Here is a 21,367-nt window from a genome sequence, read left to right on the forward strand (position 1 = left end):
ATGGACATCGTGCTGGTCCACGGCGCGGGCGGACGGCCCACGACCTGGTCGGCGGTGCAGCCGCTGCTGACCGCCCTCGGCCATCGGCTGTTCACGGTCACCAATCCGATGACCTCCCTCACGGACGACATCGCCAACACCGCGTCCGTACTGGACGAGACCGAGGGGCCGGTGCTGATGGCCGGGCACTCCTACGGCGGTGCGGTCATCACGAACGTGGGGCGCGATCCACGGGTCCAAGGGCTGGTCTACATCGCCGCGTTCGGGCCCGACGAGGGCGAGACGGTCAACCGGATCGTGGAACGGTACGAGCCCGCCGAGATCTCCAAGTACATGCGGCGCGGCCCGAACGGCGACTGGAAGTCGGAGACCGGTCCGGAGTTCTGGGCGGAGATCGGCCCGGACCTGTCGGCCGAGCAGCGGGAGATCGTCGAGGCGGAGGGGCGGCGGGCCGAGAACCTGATCTTCACCGAGGCCACCGGTGTGCCGGCCTGGCGGACGCTGCCGAGCTGGTACCTGGTCGCTGACGACGACCGGACACTGCGGCCGGAGATCCAGAACGACATGGCGGCACGGATGAAGGCGACCGTGGAGCATGTGCCGGGCAGTCACTACACCACGCTGGTGTGGCCGGAGCGGGTCGCCGATCTGATCCACACCGCCGCCCTGGCCGTCGGCGGCGCGGTATGACGTCGATGCTGGAGAGCCGAGCCACGCGGGTCGAGGCGGAGTCGGTGCTCGAAGTCCGTGAACTGCGCGTGCACTTCGACGTGCCCACGGGCCGGCTGCCCGCGGTGGACGGCGTGGATCTGACGCTGCGCAAAGGCGAGATCCTCGCGCTCGTGGGCGAGTCGGGGTCCGGCAAGTCCGCCCTGTCGATGAGCCTGGTGGGGCTCAACCGCGGCCCGCGTACGCATGTCAGCGGCTCGGTCGCCTTCCGGGGACGGGAGTTGGTGGGCGCGTCCGAGCGGGAGCTGCGCAAGGTGCGCGGCAAGGAGATCGCGGTCGTCTTCCAGGACGCGCTCGCCGCACTCAACCCGCTGCACCGGGCGGGCGCGCAGGTCGCCGAGACGATCCGGGCGCATGCCGACGTCCCGCGCGCCACGGCGGCGAGCCGTGCCGTCGAACTGCTCGGCGAGGTGGGCATCGCGGGCCCGGAGCGGGCCTCCCGCGCCTATCCGCATCAACTCTCCGGCGGGATGCGGCAACGCGTGATGATCGCGATGGGCCTGGCCAACGATCCGGCCGTCCTGATCGCCGACGAGCCGACCACCGCGCTCGACGTCACCATCCAGGCGCAGGTGCTGGCGCTGCTGAAACGGGTCCAGCGGGAGCACGGCACGTCGGTGCTGCTGATCACCCACGACCTCGGGGTCGTCGCCGAGGTGGCCGACCGGGTGGCGGTGATGTACGCGGGCCGGATCGTGGAGCAGGGCACGCGGGACGAGGTGCTGTTCAGTCCGCAACACCCTTACACAAAGGGCTTGTTGGGGTCTGTGCCACCGCTGGATGGACCGGTGCCGGAACGGCTGCCGGCGATCGCGGGCAGCCCGCCGAGCGGGGTCGAGCGGCCGGACGGCTGTGGGTTCGCGCCGCGTTGCGCGTTCGTCCATGAAGCGTGCGGTGAACGACCGGAGTTGCGTCGGCGGCACGGTGGCGTGGGCCATCTGGACGCTTGCGTGCTGCCCGACGTGGTCCGCTCGGCGAGGGGTGCCGAATGAGTGACCGGATGGGCGACGTGCTGCTGAGCGCGCGTGGACTGCGCGTGGAGTATCCCGCGCGGGCCGGCGGTCGGGTGCGGGCGCTGCGGGACGTCGATCTCGACATCGCCCGTGGTGAGACGCTCGGGCTTGTCGGCGAGTCGGGGTGCGGCAAGTCGACGCTGGGGCGGGCCCTGTTGCGGGTGGTGGAGCCCTCGGCGGGACGGATCGAGTTCCTCGGCGCGGACCTGACGCGGTTGCGCGGGCGACGGCTGCGGAGGACGCGGGCAGAGCTCCAGATGGTGTTCCAGGACCCGTTCGGTTCGCTCAACCCGCGGCGCCGGATCGCCGACATCGTCGCCGAGCCGCTGCTGCGCTCACGGGGCGCCTCGCGTGCGGAGGCGGACCGGGCGGTCGCCGAGCTGCTCGACCTGGTCGGTCTCGGAGCCGAGGCCGGCGACCGCAAGCCGCACGAGTTCTCCGGCGGGCAGCGCCAACGCATCGGCATCGCACGGGCGTTGGCCTCCTCGCCGCAGTTCGTGGTGGCGGACGAGGCCGTGTCCGCGCTGGACGTGTCCATCCAGGCGCAGGTGCTGAACCTGCTGTCGGACCTGGTGCGCGACCGGGGTCTGACGATGCTGTTCATCTCCCACGACCTCGGGGTGGTGCGGAACATCGCCGACCGGGTGGCCGTGATGTACCTGGGCCAGATCATCGAAGTCGCCTCGCGCGACGAGTTCTTCGCCGGGCCCGCTCACCCCTACAGCCAGGCGCTGCTGGCCAGCGTGCCCGTACTGCGCCCGGGCCCGGCCCGTGAACAGCAGCCGCTGGAGGGCGAGTTGCCCGACCCCGCGGATCCGCCGGAGGGCTGTCTGTTCCGTACCCGCTGCCCGTTCGCCACCGACGAGTGCCGTGCCCGCCGCCCCGAGCTGCGCGAGATCGCGCCCGGACGCAGCGTGCGCTGCCATCTGCCCCTGTTGCCCAGCAAGTGAGGAACGTGCCTTGATCATCGACGCCTACAACACCACGCAGGACGTCCGCGGTCGCTCGGACTACCTCACCGGCGCCCGCAAGGGCGAGGCACCACCGCCGTACAAACCCTTCGAACCGCGGCGCATCCTCGACCGGATGGACGCGGCCGGGGTGGACATGGCGATGGTGTGCTCGCTGGCCCAGCGGATCGAGAACGACTTCATCGCCACCCTGGTCGCCGCCTACCCCGACCGGTTCTTCGGCTTCGGGCAGGTGCTGCCGCAGGCCGACGACGTGATCGAGGAGATCGAGCGGATCGCGGACGCGGGGCTGGTCGGGCTGAAGCTGCATCCGAGCCTGCACGGCTATCACGTGGCCGATCACGGGCTCCTGGACCCGGTGTTCGAGGCCTGTGCGCGGCGGGGGTTGCTGGTGCTGGTCAACGCGCTCGACGATGCGTTCTGCGCGCCGCTGGCCATCGAGGAGATCGCCCGGGACCACCCCGACGTGCCGACGATCATCGCGCACATGGGCGCGGTGTGGAACGTGCCCGAGGCGATCATCGTGGCCGAACGGCGGCCGCACATCTACCTGGAGACATCGGCGACGCTGATGAGCGACGTCAAGCGGGCGTACGCGCGGCTCGGTCCGGGGCAGATCCTGATGGGCAGCGAGTGGCCCGGCTCGGACTTCGATCTGGAGCGCATGAAGATCGCGAAGGCGGTCGAGGACGAGAAGGACCGGGCCTTGATCGAGGGCGGCAACATGGCCCGTCTGCTGGGGCTGACGGCATGACGACCGCGCCCGTGGCCGCCCCGCCGGAGATGAGCGGTGCCGACGCCGAACTGCTCTCCGTGGCACAGGAGTTGCTCGACCGGGTCTGGCGGCCGGACCGGCACGAGGTCGCGACCGCGCTGCGCACCGCCGACGGCCGGATCCACACCGGTGTTCACGTGGAGGGCTCCTGCCGACGCAGTTCGATCTGCGCGGAGGGGGTCGCCCTGGGGACCGCGCGGGGCGCGCTCCCGTCCGATGTGCCATTGGACGTGACCTCGGTGGTGTCCGTGCAGATCAAGCCCGCCGGACGGTTCCGGATCATCGCCCCGTGCGGGGTGTGCCGCGAGCTGATCAGCGACTACTGCCCCGACGCGACCGTGTGGATCACGACCGTCGAGGACGACCGGCCCGTGCCGATGCGTGCCCTGGACCTGCTGCCGGAGAAGAGCCGACGCCGGTGGTGACGAGCCCCGAGACCGATGTAGTGCATCGACGTGAGGAGTGACATGTCGTCCGTCATCAGCGGGCCGGCCGGCCCGGCCGTCCCCACCGCGCTTGACGTGCGCGGACTCGCCGCGCAGCTCGGCGGGACCGGAACACCGCGCCCCTGGGAGGAACTCACCTGGCAGGAGGCGGAGTCCACGGTCGCCGGCCAGGACGCCGTCATCATCCCGGTGGGCGCCACCGAACAGCACGGCCCCCACCTGCCGCTCGCGGTGGACACCCGCATCTGCGAGGCCGTCGCCCTGGGCGTCTCCGCACTCACCGGCGTCCCGGTCCTGCCACCCCTCAGCTTCGGCGTGTCCGCCTCGCACGGGGACTTCGCCGGCACGGTGGCGCTCCGCCCGGAGACGCTGATCGCCGTCGTGGAGGACGTCATCGACTCGCTGTACGCCTGCGGGGTACGGCAGTTCGTGCTGCTCAACGGGCACATCTGGAACAACGGCGCACTGGACGTGTCGGCCGAGAAACTGAGGGTGCGTCACCGGGACGCACGGGTGCGGGCGTTGGGGTACGTGACGATGTACCCGGGTCCTGAGGTCGACGGGCATGTCACCTACGGCCGTGCGCTGATGCACGCCAACTACTTCGAGACCTCCGTGATGCTGCACCTGGCCCCCGAGCTGGTGCGGATGGATCTGGCGACCTCGCATGTCGACGTCGACTCCTTCTGGGACTACCGGATGGACCAGGTCAGCGAGACCGGCGTGTGGGGTCGGGACGTGACCGAGGCCGACGCCAAGCACGGACAGGCGGAGTTCGACCGCTGTGTGCTGACCACCGCCCGCGCGGTCTCGGCGGCCGTCCGCGAGCCCTGGCCGAGCGCGGTCCACCGTCCCGGCGCACCGACCTGACCCGGGGGCCACCGCTCCGGCACACCGACCTCGCACTGAGGCCGACGCCCCGGCTCCCCCACACCGGCCCCGCCCCTACCCGGTCGCGGCACGACCGACAAGGAGTACACCTTGGACCCCAGCACCACCCTCCCCCGTCTGCCGGAGCACGAGCCCATGCTCATCGGCGGCGACTGGACCAAGGGGACCTCGACGCAGCGGATCCCGGTGCTCGACCCCGCCACCGGGGACCTCCTCACCACCGTCACCCAGGCCGACGCCTCCGACGTGGACGCCGCAGTGACCGCCGCCTCCGCCGCACACCGCGACGGGCGCTGGCGGACACTGCCGCCACGGCAACGGCGCGACGTACTGCTGCGCCTCGCGGATCTGGTGGAGCGGGACGCCGAGGAACTGGCCGTCCTGGAGACCCTGGACAACGGCAAGGCGATCGAACGGGCCCGCGGTGACGTGGAGTTGGGGCTGCAAGCGATACGCCACTTCGCGGGCACGCCCACCCGGCTGACGGGCACCGTGCACGCGGCCGGTCCCGACCGGCACGTCTACAGCGTGCGCGAGCCGGTCGGTGTGGTCGCGGCCGTACTGCCGTGGAACTTCCCCTTCATGATCGCCGCCTGGAAGCTCGCGCCGGCCCTCGCGGCGGGCTGCACGGTCGTGGTCAAACCCGCCGAGCAGACCCCGCTCACCGCACTGCGCCTGGCCGCGCTCTGCCTGGAAGCGGGCGTGCCGGAGGGTGTCGTCAACGTGCTCACCGGCGACGGGCGTACAGGGGCGGAGCTGGTCGGGCATCCGGCCGTCGCCAAGGTCTCGTTCACGGGGTCCACCGACGTCGGGCGCATGATCATGGCCGCCGCCGCACCCTCCATCAAGCGGCTCACCCTCGAACTCGGCGGCAAGTCGGCCAACATCGTCTTCGACGACGCGGATCTCGACGCCGCCGTACCCATGGCCGTGCGCGCGGTGTTCGGGCACTCCGGGCAGATGTGCACCGCCGGGAGCAGGCTGCTGGTGCAGCGCTCGGTCCTCAAGGAGTTCCTGGAGCGACTGGTGCCGGCCGTGGAGGCCCTGCGGATCGGGCCCGGGCTCAGCGGTGAGATCAACATCGGGCCGCTCGTCTCCCAGGAGCAGTTCGACCGCGTGACCGGCTACGTCGAACTCGGCCGCGCCGAGGGCGCGCAGGTGGCCGTGGGCGGCGAACCACTGCCCGGTCCTGGCTGGTTCGTGCCGCCGACCGTCTTCACGGAAGTCACACCCGACATGCGGATCGCCCGGGAGGAGATCTTCGGGCCCGTCGCCGCCGTGCTGCCCTTCGACACCGAGGAGGAGGCGATCACGCTGGCCAACGACAGCGACTACGGGCTCGCCGCGGGCGTGTGGACCACCAGCCTGAGCCGCGCGCACCGCACGGCGTCCGCGCTGGCGGCGGGCACTGTGTGGGTCAACACCTACAACGAGTTCGACCCCGCCGTGGCCTTCGGCGGCATCAAGCAGTCCGGACTGGGCAGGGACCTCGGCGACGCGGCCGTCGACGGGTTCACCGAGCTCAAGAGCGTCACGATCGCGCTGTGAGCGCCTCCGTGACCACCGGGACGGCCGCCTCCCACCCGGACCCGGCCTCCCCGACCGCGCCAACTCCCGCTCCTTCCTTCGATGTCGCCGCCCAGCGCGCCCGCACCCCCGGCTGCGCCACCGGCCACCACTTCAACGCCGCGGGCGCCGCCCTACTCGCCACCGACACCGTCGAGGCGGTCATCCACCATCTGCGCGCCGAAAGCCTCCAAGGCGGTTACGAGGCCGCCAAGTTCGCCGCCGACGACCTGGCCGCGGTCTACACCCGCACCGCCCGACTGCTCGGCGTGGAAGCGGACGAGGTCGCCCTCGTCGAGAGCGCCACCGCGGGCTGGCAGCGCGTGGTGACGGCGCTGCGGCTGCGGCCCGGCGACCGCGTGCTGGCCGCCCGTTCCAGTTACGTCAGCAGCGCCCTGCACCTGCTGTCCGCCGAACGCGACAGCGGCGTCCGCGTCGAGGTGCTGCCGAGCGGCCCCGACGGCGCCACCGACCTCGACGCCCTGGAGGCGGCGCTGCGCGCGGGACCGGCCGCCCTGGTGACCGCCGCGCATGTGCCGACCTCCTCCGGCCTGGTCGAACCGGCCGCCGCGATCGGCGCGTTGACCGGCGCCCACGGCGTCCCCTTCCTGCTCGACGCCACCCAGTCACTGGGCCAACTGCCCGTCGACATGGCTGCCATCGGCTGCGATCTGCTGATCGGCACCGGCCGCAAGTTCCTCCGCGCCCCGCGCGGCACCGGCCTGCTGGCCGTACGCCGTCCCCTGCTGGAACGACTCGCCCCGCAGGCACCCGACGTGCGCGGCGCGCGCTGGACGGCGGAGCGGACCTGGGAACTGGCCCCGGACGCACGGCGGTTCGAGCTGTGGGAAGCGGCCCACGCACTGCGCCTGGGTCTGGGCTCGGCCCTGGCCGACCTGCACGCACTCGACCCGCACGCCGTCTTCCCGTACCTGGCAGCACTGGCCTCGACCCTGCGCGTACGTCTCGCCGCACTGCCGGGCGTACGGGTCACCGATCCCCCGGCGTCCGGCGGCGCGATCGTCACCTTCGTGGTCGCCGGCCTCGACGCCGGCGAGGTGCAACGCCAACTCGCTCTCAGGCGCGTGCACTTGGTCGCCGTACCGGCCGATCACGGGCGGTGGGACATGGATCCGCGCGGGCTGGAGAAGGTGGTACGGGCATCGGTGCATGTCTATACCGACGAGCGGGATCTCGACGCACTGGTGGAGGGCGTGGCGGAGATCGCGGCCGGTGCGACTCGATCAACAGGGCGCGGAAAGACGTCCGCCGCTCCGGCTGCCAAGTCGTCCACCTCGACAAGGCCGACACCGCGCCATGACGCGATCGTCGTCGGTCTCGGAGTGCACGGCAGCGCGGCCCTGCGGCAGCTGGCCGAGCGCGGCCTGGACGTACTGGGGTTGGAGCAGTTCTCGATCGGCCACACCCTCGGTTCCTCGCACGGCGCGACCCGCATGATCCGCCGAGCGTATCCGCACCCCGACTGGGACGATCTGGTGGACACCGCCTACCTCGCGTGGACGGAGTTGGAGGACGCGGCAAGCGCCCGACTCGTCGATGTCACCGGCGGGTTGTACGCGGCGCCGAGCGATCGGCCCGATCCGTTGCGTGGCCCGGGCTGCCGGCAGGTGGGGCTCGAAAAGGCCGCCGAGATCTTCCCCGGGCTCCGGCTGCCCGAGGGATTCAGCGCCGTGCACGACCCTCGGGCCGGGATCATCGACGCCCACGAGACCCTACGGACACAACTCAGGCTCGCCGAACGGGCCGGGGCCCGGATCGTGGACCGTACGCCGGTCATCGACTGGAAGCCGGACGGCGACGGGATCGTCGTACACACCGCGGATGGCGAAGTGCGTGCCCGGCGCCTGGTGCTGTGTGCCGGGCCGTGGATGCCGTACCAAGTCCCTTCACTGGCACCGCATCTCACGACCACTCGGATCGTGAACGCCTACTTCGCCGCCGATCCGGGCGGGCCGCTGGGGCGCTCCGGGCTGGGCAGCTTCTCGGTGGATCTGCCGGAGGGGCTGCTCTACGGGTTCCCGGCCGTCGACGGTCGTGGACTGAAGGCAGGGCTGGACTCCGGTCCGGACTGGGATCCGGAGTCCGCCCGGCCTCCGGCGACCGAGGAGGAACTCGGGCTGCTGGCAAGGGCGGTGGCCCAGGTGCTGCCCGGCGCGGGTCCGGTGACCGAGAGTCTGACGTGCCTGTACACGATGACCGCCGATCGGCGATTCCTCGTCGGGGAGGTGCCCGGGGTACCGCAGGCTGTCATGGCTTCGGCGTGTTCGGGGCACGGCTTCAAGTTCGGTCCGGCGATCGGGGCCGCGCTGGCCGACCTGGTGTGCGGGGTGCCCCGGCCGGACCTGGCCTTCCTGTCGCCGGCGCGGCTGGTCCCCGGTGGTGCCCGGTGAGGGCCGCCGCCGAGCAGGACAGAGTCGGGCGTGACGATATCGCGCGGGACGCGGCCCGCTCAGCCGTGGAAGACGATCTGCGAGCGCCGCTCGTACCAGGCCGTCAGATGCTCACCGGAGCTGATGACGTGCTCGCGCATCGCCTCCTGTGCCCGGTCGGCGTCCCGCGCGGTCAACGCGTCGACCACGGCGTCGTGCTGACGGACATTCAGCTGCCGGTGGCGTTCGTCGCCCGCGAGAGCCATCGAGGAGACGTTGCGGGGGAAGCTCTCGTTGATCCGGTCGATCATCCGGCGCAGCCAGGGGTTGTCGGCCGCCTCGCACACCACGGTGTGGAAGCAGTCGTTGGCCTCGGTGGTGGCGAGCGGGCCGCCCGGCGCGTCGGTGACCATGCCTTCCCGCACCGCGTGCATCGCTCCGGTGGCCGTGCCCTCCAGTGCCGCGTGCAACACGTCGTTGTGGCGGCGCAGTTCGGCCAGCTGGCGCTCGGTGATGCGGGAGGCGGCGCGCCGCGCGGCCAGGCCCTCCAACTCGGCGCGCACCTCGTAGGCCTGCCGCACCTCCCACGGAGTGGGCACCCGGACCACCGCGCCGCGATGCGGCTGCATCTCGATCAGTCCACCGTGCTGCAACTGGCGGAGCGCCTCGCGCACCGGCGTCCGGCTCACACCGAACTCGGCGGCCAGCGCCGCCTGGCGCAGCGGTTTCCCGATCGGGAGCTCCCCGTTCATGATCCGCGTACGGATACGGGCCGCGATGTCGTCGACGAGGGCGCCTTCGTCTGTCTGGGGCGTCATCGGAGTGGGTCTCACCCTTCTCGGGGGCTGACGGGGGCCGCGCGGAGGTGGAGCAGTCTGCCACGTCGGGGACAGTGCGCTCGGCCCGTAGATATTGGATCCATTCCAAGAGTAACCGCATCCAATACCGGCTTTGATCGATCTGGGAGCTTTGATGAATCTTGACGTGAGCAAAGCGATCGACGTCTCCGTCCCCATCCACCCCGGCATGCTGCACTGGGGCCGCCGTCCCGAGGTGGAGGTCGTCGAGTCGCGCACCGCGGGCGACCCTTCCAACGTCAGCCGCTGGCGGATCGGCGCGCACACGGGCACGCACATCGACGCTCCGGCCCACTTCGTGGACGGTGGCAAGACGGTCGACCGGCTCGACCTGACCGCCCTCAACGGCACCGCCCGCGTGCTCGACCTCACCCACGTCAAGGATCAGATCACCGCCGCCGACCTCGACGCGGCCGGGCTCGGCACCGAGGAGCGGGTGCTGCTGCGCACCAGCAACTCCGCGGGCGTGCTGCGCAGTCCGTGGAAGGCGCGGGAGTGGGTCGGCCTGGCTCCGGACGGCGCCGAGCGGCTCATCGAGGCCGGGGTGCGCACCGCCGGCATCGACTACCTGAGCATCGAGGCCGTCGCCTACACCACCCACTGGGAGACCCACCAACTCCTCTGCTCCGCCGATGTGTTGATCCTCGAAGTGGTCGACCTCCTCCACACCCCGGCGGGTGTCTACGACATGCTCTCGCTGCCGATTCCACTGCAGGGGGCCGAGGCCGCGCCCTCGCGCACGCTGCTCCTGCCCCGGGACGAGACGTGACGAGCGGCAGACCTACGGACAGTCCCGCGCTGATCCTGGCCGCCCCGCATCCCGCCGCGCTGCACGCCGCCCGGCAGGCAGCCCTGCGCGGTGGGAACGCCGTTGACGCGGCACTGGCCGCGGCTGCCGCGCTGACGGTGGTCTACCCACACCAGTGTTCCCTCGGTGGTGACTTGATCGCCCTTGTGCACGCACCGGGCGGCACGGTCCGAGCGGTGATATCGGCCGGGGCGGCCGCGCTCGCCGTCGACGTCGAGGCGTTGCGCGCGGCCGACTCGCGCATGCCCGCCCAGGGCCCGCAGACCGTGACCGTGCCCGGAACGGTCGCGGGCTGGACCGCGCTCGCGGAGGCGTACGGCACTCCAGGCGCACTGTCCGCCGCGCTGCGGAACGCCGCCGCGCTCGCCGAGGAGGGCGCCACGGTCGCGCCCGGACTGGCCCGCGCCGTCCGCGAACGTGCCGCGCAGATCGCGGCCGACCCAGGCCTGTCCGCGCTGCTGACCGGGGCCGACGGCCGCCCGCTCGGCGAGGGTGACCCGCTCCCGCAGCCACGACTGGCCGAGGTTCTACGGCACCTCGCCGAGGATCCTGCGTCCTTCTACCGAGGAGCGATCGCCGACGCCCTCGCGGACGGCCTGCGCCGCGTCGGCAGCCCCCTCACTTCCGCCGACCTCGCGGCCCACCAGGCCGAATTCGCCGAGCCGTTGACGCTGGAACTCGCGGGCACCCGCTGGTGGACCGCTCCCCCGCCCAGCCAGGGCGTGATCCTCCCGTCGCTACTCACGGCAGCCGTCGGCCGGTCGGAACCGGAGCGCACCCGGCTGCTGGCCGCACGCTGCCAGGACGCCGGGGCGGCTCGGGACCGACTGCTCGGCGACCCGCAGGGTGCCCTCATCGACGTAGAAGGACTCCTCGATCCGGCGCCCCTGGCGGGCGCGCTGCCTCCGAAGCCGACGTTCCGGCCCTCGGGCGACACCGTCGCGATCACCGCCGTGGACTCCTCGGGGCTGGCCGTGTCTCTCATCCAGAGCGTCTACCAGACCTTCGGTTCCGGTCTGTGCGATCCGGGCACCGGGATCGTCCTGCACAACCGTGGCTCGGCGTTCAGCCTCACGCCCGGCCATCCCGGCGTGCTCCGACCGGGCGCGCGTCCGCCCCACACCCTCTGCCCCGTCATCGGCGCCTCCGCCGAACTGCTGCTCGCGGCCGGCTGTCAGGGCGGGCGGGCCCAGCCGCAGATCCTCGCCCAGACCTTGCCTCTTCTCGTGGACCCGGCGGCGGATCCCGTCGCCGTGCTCGACCGTCCCCGGTGGGTGGTCGGAGCGCGCGACATCGGTCAGGAGGAGCAGACGCTGCTGGCCGAGCCGGGCTCGGTCCCGGCCACAACACCCGTACTGCTTACGGGAGTTCCGGTCGTCGTCACCACCGGACCCACCGACCTGGCCGGTCACACCCAGGTCGTCCGGCTGACCCGCGACGGGCGACTCGACGGCGCCTCCGACCCGCGAGCCGACGGCGGAGTCGTACGCCACGGCACAGGTCACCCGCCGACGGACGCAAGTGATCGTCCGCGCCCGTCCGTTGACACCCGCCATGACCGCGCGGCCCCCGACTCGGCATCCCGTACCACCCGCACCGCCCCGGAAGGGAAGCACGTATGAGCACGCTCGCCCCCGAACCCGTACCCGCCGTCGCACCGCACCCGCTCGATCCGCTGACGGTCGACGAACTCGCCCTCGCTGTGCGCGTGTTGCGCGCCGATTCCCGGGTCACCGAGGACGCCCGGTTCTGGGGTGTGGCCCTCGACGAGCACCACGCGCGCGTGGCAGGTCCGGAGGACGCGCGGCGGGCGCGGGCCGTGGTGCTCTGCCCCTCCGTACGGAACGCCTACGAGGTCGATGTCGAGCTCGGCGAGAAGCCGCAGTCCACGGCCTGGCGTGAGCTGGACGTGCGCAGTCCGGGCTGCTCGTCGGAGGAGGCCCGGCAGGCCGCCGCCGCTTGCCGGGCGGACCCGCGCTTCCGCGAGGCGCTGGCGCTGCGGGGCATCCACGACGTGTCGCTGGTGATGGTGGACCCGGAGTCGATCGGCGGGTTCGAGCCGCCCGAGTACGCGGGCCGCCGCCTGACCTGGGGCAGCGTCTGGCACCGCACGTCCGAGGACGACAACGGCTATGCCCGGCCCGTGCAGGGGGTGGTGCCGCTCATCGACATGGAGTCGATGGAGGTCCTGTACGTCGAGGACCACGGGGTGGTCCCGCTGTCGGAGGAGTCCGGGGTCTTCGCCGCCGGGACCGTGTCCGAGCGGGCGGGCCTCCGGCCGCTGGAGGTGGTGCAGCCGGACGGGCCGAGTTTCTCCGTCACCGGTCGGCGCATCGACTGGCAGGGCTGGTCGCTGCGGATCGGCTTCACCCATCGCGAGGGCCTGGTGCTGCACGACCTGACCTTCGACGCGGCCGGGAAGGGACCCCGGCAGGTGCTGCGCCGCGCTGCGGTCAACGAGATGTACGTGCCGTACTTCGACACCGCGTCCACCCAGTACCGCAAGAACTTCTTCGACTGGGGCGAGTACGGCGCCGGACCGCTCACCAACTCCCTTGCGCTGGGCTGCGATTGCCTCGGTGTCATCCAGTACTTCGACGCGGCGGTGCTCGGCGGCGACGGAGTGCCCCGGCTCATCCCGAACGCGATCTGCCTGCACGAGGAGGACGACGGCATCCTCTGGAAGCACCACGACGGCCGCACCGGCCGCACCGAGGTGCGCCGCTCCCGCCGCCTGATCATCTCCGCGTTCGCCACCGTCGCCAACTACGACTACGGCTTCTACTGGTCGCTGTACCAGGACGGTTCGGTGGCGCTGGAGATCAAGATGACCGGCATCCTGTCCGCGACGGGGGTCACCGAGGACGAGGAGACGCCGTACGCGCGGCGCGTCGCGCCGAACGTGGCGGTCACCAACCACCAACACCACTTCGCCGTACGGCTGGACATGGCGGTGGACGGTCCGACCAACCGGCTCGTCGAGGTCACCGCCGAGCACGAGCCCGACCCGGCGCTCGACCCGTACGGCAACGCCGCCCGGACCGTGCTGCGGCCAATCCGCACCGAGTCCGAGGCCGCCCTGCGCACCGACCCCTCGCGCGCTCTGCACTGGCGGGTGGAGAACACCGAGGCCCGCAACCGCATGGGCGAACCGACCGCATACCGCCTGCACGTGGAGAACACGGCCGTGCTGCCGGTACGCGCAGACAGCGTCTGCGCCCGCCGCGCGCCGTTCGTGGGACGGCAGTTGTGGGCGACCGCCTACGATCCCGAGCGCCGCTTCGTGGCCGGCGAGTACCCCAACCAGGCGGAGCCCGGCGCCGACGGCGTGCACAAGTGGCAGGAGGAGAACCGGTCGTTGGACGGCACGGATCTCGTCCTGTGGGCCACCGTCGGCTCGCACCACTTCCCGCGCCCCGAGGAGTGGCCGGTGATGCCGGTCGCCAAGGCGCGGCTACGGCTGGAACCCGACGGCTTCTTCGACCGCAACCCGGCCCTGGACGTGCCCGCCCCCATCTCTTGCCACACGCCCGGTCCCGACTCCTGCCACACGCCGAACCCCGCGGCGCCGAACCCCACAGCGCCGGACCACTGCTGCGGCTGACCGCGCCCCGTCATCTTCATCAGAAAGGCGTCCCATGCGCGAGGAAGAGAACACCCGGCTCACCCGGACCGGGCCCGGCACCCCGGCCGGTGAGTGGATGCGCCGCTACTGGCAGCCGATCGCCCTCAGCGATGAACTCGACGGCGTACGACCGCTGGTGGCGCCCAAGGTGCTGGGCCAGGACCTGGTGCTGTTCCGCGACGACAGCGGTGAGCTCGGCCTCGTCGACCGGGGCTGTCCGCACCGGGGCGCCGACCTGGCGCTCGGCCGACTGGAGGACGGCGGACTGCGCTGCTGCTTCCACGGCTGGCTCTTCGCCCGCGACGGCTCCTGTCTGGACACACCCGCCGAGCCTGCCGACAGCCCGCTCAAGTCCCGTATCCGGCTCGGCAGTTATCCGGTCCGCGAGATCAACGGCATCGTCTGGGGCTACCTCGGTCCGGGCGAGCCGCCCGAACTCCCCGCCCTGGACTGCTTCCAGGCCCCCGCCGATCACGCCTTCGCCTGGAAGGGCCTCCTTGAGTGCAACTGGCTGCAGGCCCTGGAGGTCGGCATCGATCCGGCCCACGCCTCCTACCTGCACCGCTTCTTCCAGGACGAGGACCCCGAGGACAGCTACGGCAAACAGTTCCGCGCGGCCTCGCAGGGAACTGACCTGCCGATGACGAAGATCCTGCGCGAGTACGGCCGCCCCGACATCGACGCCGTCCGCACCCCGTACGGCATGCGCATCACGGCCCTGCGCACCCTCGACGGCACCGACAGCGCGGGCCTGCCGATGGACGGCAGCCGCACGCACGTCCGCGTCACCCACCAGGTCTTCCCGCACGCCTTCCACATCCCGCTGGACGCCGAGACCGCGATCACCCAGTGGCACGTGCCGATCGACGACAACTCCAGTTACTGGTACGCCCTGTTCACCAGCGTCGGCGGGCCCGTCGACCGGGACGAGATGCGTCGACAGCGGGTCGACGCGGTCACCCTTCCCGATTACCGGCCCCGCTTCGGCCGCGCCAACGGATACGGCTACGACCCGGCCGAGCAGCTCACCACCACGTACACCGGACTCGGCACCGACATCAACGTGCACGACCAGTGGGCGGTGGAGGGCCAGGGCGCGATCCAGGACCGTACCCGGGAGCATCTGGGCCGGTCCGACAAGGCGATCGTGATGTACCGGCGGATGCTGGGCGAAGCGATATCCGCCATCGAGCGCGGCGAGGACCCGCTCCTGGTGCTGCCCGCCGAACAGGCCGCCGAACTGCGCGGACCCGTCACCCTCGACGGCATCGGTCCCACCGAGGGCTGGGCGGAGCACTGGGCGACGGTGACCGCGAAGCAGCGCGCCGACAGCGGCTGGGCGCAGCCGCTGGGCACGGAGGGCTGAGGGGCGTGGGCTTCGTCGAACGTCATGCGCTGTGGACGCCCGAACAGGTCGAGGCGGCCGAGGAGATCCGCGCTCGTGCCGAGGGTGGCGGTCTGAAGGTGGTGCGGCTGGTCTTCGCCGACCAGCACGGGCTGTTGCGCGGCAAGACGGTCACCGCCGGCGAGGTGACGAACGTGCTGCGCGACGGCACCGGCATCGCCTCGTCGCTGCTGGCCAAGGACACTTCAGGCCGAACGGTGTTCCCGCTCTTCACCAAGGAGACCCCGCTCGGCCTGCCCGAACTGCGCGGCGCAGCAGACATGGTGATGGTGCCCGACCCGCTCACCTTCCGGATGCTGCCCTGGTCGCCGGGGACCGGCTGGCTGCTGTGCGACCTGCGCTTCACCTCCGGCACCGCGGTCCCGCTCTGCACCCGCGGACTGCTGCGCTCGGTGCTGGAGCAGACCGACGGACTCACCTACCGCACCGGCCTGGAGGTGGAGTTCCACCTCTTCCGGCTGGCCGATCCACGCCTGGGCATCGCCGACCTGGGCCAGCCGGGCGCCGCCCCCGAGGTGGGCATGCTCAACCACGGCTACCAGTACCTCAGCGAGCTGCGCTACGACGAACTCGACCCGCTCCTTGACGTGTTGCGTGCCAACATCGAGGGCCTCGGGCTGCCGCTGCGGAGTATGGAGGTGGAATTCGGGCCGAGCCAGGTGGAGTTGACCCTGCAACCGGCGGACGGGCTCGGTACGGCGGACGCGATGGTGCTGCTGCGCGGTGCGGTCAAGCAGGTCGCCGCACGGCACGGACACCACGCCACCTTCATGTGCCGTCCCCATCTGCCGGGGGTGTTCTCCAGCGGCTGGCATCTGCACCAGAGCGTCCTCAGGGACGGCGTCGGCGTGTTCGCGCCCGAGCCGGGCACGGCCGGAGCCGATGGCGGACCCCGCCTCTCGCCCTACGGCACGGCCTTCCTGGGTGGCCTGCTGCGGCACGCCCGCGCGACAAGCGCCTTCTCGACACCGACCCTCAACGGCTACAAACGCTTCCGCTCGCTCTCCCTCGCGCCCGACCGCGCGGTGTGGGGCCGCGACAACCGGGGTGCGATGGTGCGCGTCCTGGGTGACGGACCGTCATCCACCCGTCTGGAGAACCGGATCGGCGAGCCGGCCGCCAACCCCTACCTCTACCTCGCCTCCCAACTCGCCGCCGGGCTGGAGGGCGTGGCGGGCAACCTGGATCCGGGACCAGCGGCCGACGAGCCCTACGCGGCCCAGGCCGAGCCCCTCCCCCGGTCCCTCGGCGAGGCCCTGGACGCGCTGGACGCCGACCGCATGCTCGCCGACCGGCTCGGCAAGGACTTCGTGGCGTACTACGCGAGCATCAAGCGCGCCGAGATCGCCCGCTTCGACCAAGAGGTGACCGACTGGGAACAGCGGGAGTACTTCCGTGTCTTCTGACCTCGACCCCGGCGACCTCGACTCCAGCCAGCTGGACTCCGGCGACCTGACTTCCGCATCCGCAACGACCCATCGGCTCCTGGTCCAGCAGGCCCGCTGGATCGCCCAGGACGTGCTGGAGCTGCGTCTCGTCCGGCCGGACGGCGGCCCGCTGCCGTCGTGGGAACCCGGAGCCCATGTGAACCTCACGCTGCCCTCGGGACTGCGTCGGCCGTACTCGCTGTGCGGCGCGGCCGACGACCGCTCGACGTGGACCATCGCCGTGCACCGGGAGCCGGACGGCCGCGGCGGCTCCCGCGAGATCCACGAAACCGCCCTCGTCGGGCGGGAGTTGGCGGTCGACAGGCCGGTCAACCGCTTCCCGCTGGTCCCCGCCGCGGGCTATCTGTTCCTGGCGGGCGGCATCGGTGTCACCCCGCTGCTGCCCATGGTCCGCGAGCTGGCCGCCGGCGCCCTGCCCTGGCGGCTGGTGCTCGGTGCCCGGGACCGCTCGCGCCTCGCCTACTCGGACGAACTCGTCGCCCTCGGCGGGCCCCGGGTCCTGCTGGTCCCCCAGGACGAGGCGGGCCTGCCCGACCTGGCCGCCGAGATCGCGGCCGCCCCGCCCGATCACGTCGTGTACGCGTGCGGACCGCCGCCGATGCTGGACGCGGTGACCACCCTGTGCCGAACCGCCCTACCGGAGCGGCCTGTTCACGTGGAGCGCTTCGCCGCCCCGGTCGACGAACCCGAACTCGCCGGCCCGGACGGCGACTTCGACGTCGTGTTGCGTCGGTCGGGCCTGCGACTGACGGTACCCGCGCACCGATCGGTACTTGACGTCGTACGGGAACGCATGCCGGACGTTCCCTACTCGTGCGAAGAGGGCTACTGCGGCAGTTGCGAGACAGCGGTGTCGGCCGGGACGCCGGATCATCGCGACACCGTGCTCGAACCTTCGGAGCGTGCCACCGCCACGACGATGATGATCTGCGTCAGCCGCTCCGCGTCACCGGTCCTCGAACTCGACCTCTGACCCGGACGATTCCATCCCCTCTCATTCGAAGTCGCTCACGGAGGAGAACCCATGGCCCAGCGCGGAGTGCATCGCGTCCTGCCGTTGCTGCTCGGCTGGGAGGACCTGCCCAAGTCGGTGTCCGTGCACGGGGCGCCCCGAGGGGAACGCGTCCGCGAGCCCGTGCCGGGGATCCTGCTGGAGTGCGAGGACGGCTGGCTGCTGCTGGACACCGGCTTCAACACGGCCCTGTTGCGGGACCCCGCCCTGCGCCGGCGCTTCTACCCCTCCCCCTCCTACCAACCCGAACTGCCGGGCCCCGGCGAGCCGTTGGAGGAGGCGCTGGCCGGCGTCGGCGTCGCCGTCGAGGACGTCTCCGCGGTCGCCGTCAGCCACCTCCACGCCGATCACGCGGGCGGCCTGAAGCACTTCGCGGGACGCGTCCCCGTGCATGTGCAGCGCGCGGAGCTGGCGTACGGGCTGTCGGGGCGGCCGGAGGTCGAGCGGCACACGATCTTCCGGGTGGACTTCGACGATCCGCGCATCGACTGGCGCCAGGCCGACGGCGACACCGAGATCGCGCCGGGCGTCACCGCCGTACTGACCGCAGGCCACACCCCCGGCCACCAGAGCTTCGTGGTCGACCTCGCCGGGGGCGGCGGCTTCGTCTTCGCCTTCGACGCGGCCGACCTCGCGGAGAACATCACCGACGAACGCCCCGTCGGCGCCTCCATCGGCGTGGATCCACAGGCGACCGTCGAGCCCATCCGACGGCTCAAGCGCCTCGCGAAGGAGAAGGGGTACGAGGTCATTCCGGGTCATGATCCAGTGGTGTGGCCGGAGTTGATGAAGCGTCAGGGCACCTTGCGCTGATCGCCTCTGGCGTGACCGAGGTCGACCTCGCCCTTCTCACGACGAGCGGTCGCCGCTGCCCGGCTTCACCGCCGTGGGTTCGCCGTTCCCCAGCCACGGCCGGGCGAGCAGTATCAGCGCGACTCCCGCCGCACCGGCGGCGATCAGCATGATGACGGCCATGGGCAGGGAACTGTCCTCTCCGAAGAGACCGACAACGGGCGAGGCCAGGGCGCCGAAGAAGAACTGGAAGCCGCCGAGGAGTGCGGAGGCGGCACCGGGGGCGCCCCGGCCGAGGGTCTGGCCGATGGCCATCGTCGAGGGAATGACCAGGCCGATGCCGAGGACGGTGACGAACAGCGTGGCCCAGGTGCCCGCCAGGGTCTCTCCCGCCGTCGACACCAGCAGCACCTGGGCCACGGCGCCGAGCGCCGCTATGGCGACCCCCGCCGTGAGCAACGCGTTCAGGCCGACGCGCGAGGCCAGTTGGGAGAAGGCGGCACCCGAGATCAGCATGCCGACGGCGTTGCTCGCGAAGATGAGGGAGTACGTCGTCGAGGAGACGCCGTGCAGGTTCTCGAAGACGAAGCTGGAGCCGCTGACGTAGGCGAACAGCGCCGCCGAGATCATCGCCAGGACGAGGACGTAGCCCATGAACGTACGGTCGGCGAGCAGGGTCCCCATCGCGCGGAAGGTGCTCGGCACCCCGCCGCGGTGCCGTCGCTCGGGCGGCAGGGACTCCGGGACGCCGCGCACCACACCGAACACCAGCACGACGCCGAGCACCGCGAGGGCGACGAACACGGCACGCCAGGTGGACACGGCCAGCAGCGCTCCGCCGATTACAGGTGCGGCGATCGGGGCGACGCCCATGATCTGGGACAACACGGCGAAGTAGCGGGGCAGTTCGGGCCCGTGGAAGCGGTCGGTGAGGACGGCTCGGGCCAGCACCATGCCCGCCGCTCCGGCCAGGCCCTGGAGGAAGCGGGCGCCGGTCAGGGCGGCGACGTTCGGTGCGACGGCGCAGGCGAGGGAGAAGACTATGAAGGCGATCGCGCCACCGGTCAGCAGCCTGCGCCGGCCCAGTCCGTCGCTGATCGGGCCGATCAGCAGCTGGCCCACGACGAGTCCGGCGAGGAAGGCGGTCATGGTCAGCTGTACGGCGGAGCTGCTCGCCCCCAGCGAGTCCCCCATCTCGGGGAAGCCGGGGACGTACATGTCGATGGCGAGCGGGGCCACCGCGGTCAGGGCGGCCAGGACCGCGATCAGCACGGCGGAGGATCGCCTGGACGGATCGGATCCCGGCGGGGAAGAGACTGCGACGGGGGCGCGTGAGGAAGCGCCAGAGGAGGGGGACGGCGATACCATGAGAGAAAGGTAACTGATGATTCACTGGTTAACAAATAGTCGCTGCACCCCGAAAGTGAGAACACGAGCCGCATGCCCTCCACCCCTGCCGAGATCCGCGCCCAGTGGGCCGAGCACCACCCCGAGCTCGACACCTCCCCCATGGAACTGGTGGGCCTGCTGAAACACGCCACGGGCCTGCTCGCCCACGCCGTCGAACCCCTCTACGCGGGCGCCCCGCTCACCGCGCCGGAGGTCGACATGCTCATCCCCCTCCGGCACGCGAAGGACCCGATGATCGCCCGCGGCCTGGCCGACGGCCTCGGCCTCTCGCGCGCCGGCGTCAGCAAGACCCTGGCGAAGCTGGAGAAGCGAGGCTTCATCGCCCGCACCCCCAACCCCGCCGACCGGCGCGCCGCGCTGGTCACCATCACTCCGGCCGGCATGAAGGCCGTCGATGAGTTCTTTCCCCGCCAACTCGCCGCCGAGGTAGCGCTGTTGAAGGGGCTCGGCGAGGACCGGGAGCGGGTTCTCCAGGCACTCGGGCGACTCGTGGAGGTCATGGAGGGACACGGGGGCCACAACTGACGTTGCCCACACGGCAATTGGCGATCCAGACCGTTGAGGTCGGCCGAACTGTCGAGCTGGATCGTGTGGTGGGGGCCCTCAGACCCCGTACGTGGTCGCGCTGTGCGTGCGCAGCTTGGCGTGCAGGGCGAACTGCGCGTCGTCGTACTGCTCCTTGAGCGTTGCCACGAGGTCCGCGACGGTCATGCTCTGTTTGACGGCACCGATGCCTTGGCCCGAGCCCCAGACGTCCCTCCACGCCTTCGGCTTCGCGGTGTCGCTCGTCCCGAAGTCCATGGCGGTCGGATCCGACTCGGACAGGTTGTCCGGGTCGAGTCCGGCGGCGGAGATGCTGCCGCGCAGGTAGTTGCCGTGGACGCCGGTGAACAGGCTGCTGTAGACGATGTCCTTCGCGGCGCCGTCGACGATCATCTGCTTGTACGCGGCCGAATTGTTCGCCTCGGTGGTGGCGAGGAACGCGGAGCCCACGTACGCGAGGTCCGCGCCCGCGGCCAGCGCCGCCAGGATGGAGCGGCCGTGGGCGATCGCGCCGGACATCAGCAGCGGACCGTCGAACCACTCCCGGATCTCCTGCACGAGGGCGAACGGTGACTGCGTGCCGGCGTGGCCGCCGGCCCCTGCGGCCACGCCGATCACACCGTCGGCACCCTATTATAACGAGTAACTACAAACAAAAGGCAGAAATCCATACACACAATTATTAA

General features: G+C 71.5%; 19 protein-coding genes. 16 read left to right on the forward strand and 3 right to left on the reverse strand.

From position 1 onward, the window contains the following. The 8 genes from ACWDR3_RS19965 (at window position 1) to solA (ending at window position 8,802) form a co-directional block, all read left to right on the forward strand. On the forward strand, window positions 1-690 hold the full coding sequence (locus ACWDR3_RS19965; RefSeq protein ID WP_450353823.1) for an alpha/beta hydrolase: 690 nt from the start codon (window positions 1-3) through the stop codon (window positions 688-690). 5 nt (window positions 691-695) lie between these two features. Then, the gene (locus ACWDR3_RS19970; protein ID WP_450353824.1) at window positions 696-1,721 is read left to right on the forward strand and encodes an ABC transporter ATP-binding protein; all 1,026 of its coding nucleotides are present in this window, start codon (window positions 696-698) and stop codon (window positions 1,719-1,721) included. Continuing rightward, a complete protein-coding gene (locus ACWDR3_RS19975; RefSeq protein ID WP_450353825.1) occupies window positions 1,718-2,692 on the forward strand; it encodes an ABC transporter ATP-binding protein in 975 nt (324 codons plus the stop codon). Before ACWDR3_RS19970 ends, ACWDR3_RS19975 begins: the two co-directional genes overlap by 4 nt. Before the next feature lie 10 nt (window positions 2,693-2,702). Continuing rightward, window positions 2,703-3,467, forward strand: a complete 765-nt coding sequence (locus ACWDR3_RS19980; RefSeq protein WP_450353826.1) for an amidohydrolase family protein — start codon at window positions 2,703-2,705, stop codon at window positions 3,465-3,467. Beyond that, on the forward strand, window positions 3,464-3,913 hold the full coding sequence (locus tag ACWDR3_RS19985; protein ID WP_450353827.1) for a cytidine deaminase: 450 nt from the start codon (window positions 3,464-3,466) through the stop codon (window positions 3,911-3,913). The genes ACWDR3_RS19980 and ACWDR3_RS19985 overlap by 4 nt, the downstream gene beginning before the upstream one ends. Window positions 3,914-3,955: 42 nt before the next feature. Next, window positions 3,956-4,804, forward strand: coding sequence for a creatininase family protein (locus tag ACWDR3_RS19990; protein ID WP_450353828.1), 849 nt, complete (start codon window positions 3,956-3,958; stop codon window positions 4,802-4,804). Window positions 4,805-4,915: 111 nt separating this feature from the next. After that, a complete protein-coding gene (locus ACWDR3_RS19995; protein ID WP_450353829.1) occupies window positions 4,916-6,373 on the forward strand; it encodes an aldehyde dehydrogenase family protein in 1,458 nt (485 codons plus the stop codon). Beyond that, entirely contained in the window at window positions 6,370-8,802 is a 2,433-nt protein-coding gene (solA, locus tag ACWDR3_RS20000; protein WP_450353830.1) for an N-methyl-L-tryptophan oxidase, read from the forward strand. Before ACWDR3_RS19995 ends, solA begins: the two co-directional genes overlap by 4 nt. Before the next feature lie 59 nt (window positions 8,803-8,861). Here solA and ACWDR3_RS20005 read toward each other — a convergent pair whose 3' ends face one another. Beyond that, the gene (locus tag ACWDR3_RS20005) at window positions 8,862-9,599 is read right to left on the reverse strand and encodes a GntR family transcriptional regulator (RefSeq protein ID WP_450353831.1); all 738 of its coding nucleotides are present in this window, start codon (window positions 9,597-9,599) and stop codon (window positions 8,862-8,864) included. A 166-nt stretch (window positions 9,600-9,765) separates the two neighbouring features. Between ACWDR3_RS20005 and ACWDR3_RS20010 the strand changes: the two genes are divergently transcribed. The 7 genes from ACWDR3_RS20010 to ACWDR3_RS20040 are packed head-to-tail and all read left to right on the forward strand — an operon-like array spanning window position 9,766 to window position 18,749. Further along, the gene (locus ACWDR3_RS20010; protein WP_450353832.1) at window positions 9,766-10,407 is read left to right on the forward strand and encodes a cyclase family protein; all 642 of its coding nucleotides are present in this window, start codon (window positions 9,766-9,768) and stop codon (window positions 10,405-10,407) included. After that, a complete protein-coding gene (locus ACWDR3_RS20015) occupies window positions 10,404-12,068 on the forward strand; it encodes a gamma-glutamyltransferase (RefSeq protein ID WP_450353833.1) in 1,665 nt (554 codons plus the stop codon). Before ACWDR3_RS20010 ends, ACWDR3_RS20015 begins: the two co-directional genes overlap by 4 nt. Beyond that, complete coding sequence (locus tag ACWDR3_RS20020; RefSeq protein WP_450353834.1) at window positions 12,065-14,050, forward strand: primary-amine oxidase; 1,986 nt, start codon at window positions 12,065-12,067, stop codon at window positions 14,048-14,050. The genes ACWDR3_RS20015 and ACWDR3_RS20020 overlap by 4 nt, the downstream gene beginning before the upstream one ends. 34 nt (window positions 14,051-14,084) lie before the next feature. Next, window positions 14,085-15,437: a Rieske 2Fe-2S domain-containing protein gene (locus tag ACWDR3_RS20025; protein WP_450353835.1), complete on the forward strand. Its 1,353-nt coding sequence runs from the start codon at window positions 14,085-14,087 to the stop codon at window positions 15,435-15,437. Window positions 15,438-15,442: 5 nt separating this feature from the next. Next, window positions 15,443-16,882, forward strand: a complete 1,440-nt coding sequence (locus tag ACWDR3_RS20030; protein WP_450353836.1) for a glutamine synthetase family protein — start codon at window positions 15,443-15,445, stop codon at window positions 16,880-16,882. Then, window positions 16,872-17,897: a PDR/VanB family oxidoreductase gene (locus ACWDR3_RS20035; protein ID WP_450353837.1), complete on the forward strand. Its 1,026-nt coding sequence runs from the start codon at window positions 16,872-16,874 to the stop codon at window positions 17,895-17,897. Before ACWDR3_RS20030 ends, ACWDR3_RS20035 begins: the two co-directional genes overlap by 11 nt. Before the next feature lie 51 nt (window positions 17,898-17,948). Next, on the forward strand, window positions 17,949-18,749 hold the full coding sequence (locus tag ACWDR3_RS20040) for an N-acyl homoserine lactonase family protein (protein ID WP_450353838.1): 801 nt from the start codon (window positions 17,949-17,951) through the stop codon (window positions 18,747-18,749). A gap of 36 nt (window positions 18,750-18,785) precedes the next feature. Here the strand turns inward: ACWDR3_RS20040 and ACWDR3_RS20045 are convergent, their stop codons facing one another. Beyond that, complete coding sequence (locus tag ACWDR3_RS20045; protein ID WP_450353839.1) at window positions 18,786-20,000, reverse strand: multidrug effflux MFS transporter; 1,215 nt, start codon at window positions 19,998-20,000, stop codon at window positions 18,786-18,788. Window positions 20,001-20,168: 168 nt separating this feature from the next. Between ACWDR3_RS20045 and ACWDR3_RS20050 the strand changes: the two genes are divergently transcribed. Beyond that, entirely contained in the window at window positions 20,169-20,663 is a 495-nt protein-coding gene (locus ACWDR3_RS20050; RefSeq protein ID WP_450353840.1) for a MarR family winged helix-turn-helix transcriptional regulator, read from the forward strand. 78 nt (window positions 20,664-20,741) lie between these two features. Here ACWDR3_RS20050 and ACWDR3_RS20055 read toward each other — a convergent pair whose 3' ends face one another. Beyond that, on the reverse strand, window positions 20,742-21,299 hold the full coding sequence (locus ACWDR3_RS20055) for an NAD(P)H-dependent flavin oxidoreductase (RefSeq protein WP_450353841.1): 558 nt from the start codon (window positions 21,297-21,299) through the stop codon (window positions 20,742-20,744). Between the last annotated feature and the right edge of the window lie 68 nt (window positions 21,300-21,367).

This window comes from Streptomyces sp. NPDC001002, assembly GCF_053599215.1.

Bases quoted from the DNA above. Each gene is read 5' to 3' on its own strand.
- ACWDR3_RS19990 (WP_450353828.1), top strand. From the start codon at position 3,956: ATGTCGTCCGTCATCAGCGGGCCGGCCGGCCCGGCCGTCCCCACCGCG.
- ACWDR3_RS20020 (WP_450353834.1), top strand. From the start codon at position 12,065: ATGAGCACGCTCGCCCCCGAACCCGTACCCGCCGTCGCACCGCACCCG.
- ACWDR3_RS20050 (WP_450353840.1), top strand. From the start codon at position 20,169: ATGCCCTCCACCCCTGCCGAGATCCGCGCCCAGTGGGCCGAGCACCAC.
- ACWDR3_RS20005 (WP_450353831.1), bottom strand. From the start codon at position 9,599: ATGACGCCCCAGACAGACGAAGGCGCCCTCGTCGACGACATCGCGGCC.
- ACWDR3_RS20025 (WP_450353835.1), top strand. From the start codon at position 14,085: ATGCGCGAGGAAGAGAACACCCGGCTCACCCGGACCGGGCCCGGCACC.
- ACWDR3_RS19975 (WP_450353825.1), top strand. From the start codon at position 1,718: ATGAGTGACCGGATGGGCGACGTGCTGCTGAGCGCGCGTGGACTGCGC.
- ACWDR3_RS19965 (WP_450353823.1), top strand. From the start codon at position 1: ATGGACATCGTGCTGGTCCACGGCGCGGGCGGACGGCCCACGACCTGG.
- ACWDR3_RS19970 (WP_450353824.1), top strand. From the start codon at position 696: ATGCTGGAGAGCCGAGCCACGCGGGTCGAGGCGGAGTCGGTGCTCGAA.
- ACWDR3_RS19985 (WP_450353827.1), top strand. From the start codon at position 3,464: ATGACGACCGCGCCCGTGGCCGCCCCGCCGGAGATGAGCGGTGCCGAC.
- ACWDR3_RS20040 (WP_450353838.1), top strand. From the start codon at position 17,949: ATGGCCCAGCGCGGAGTGCATCGCGTCCTGCCGTTGCTGCTCGGCTGG.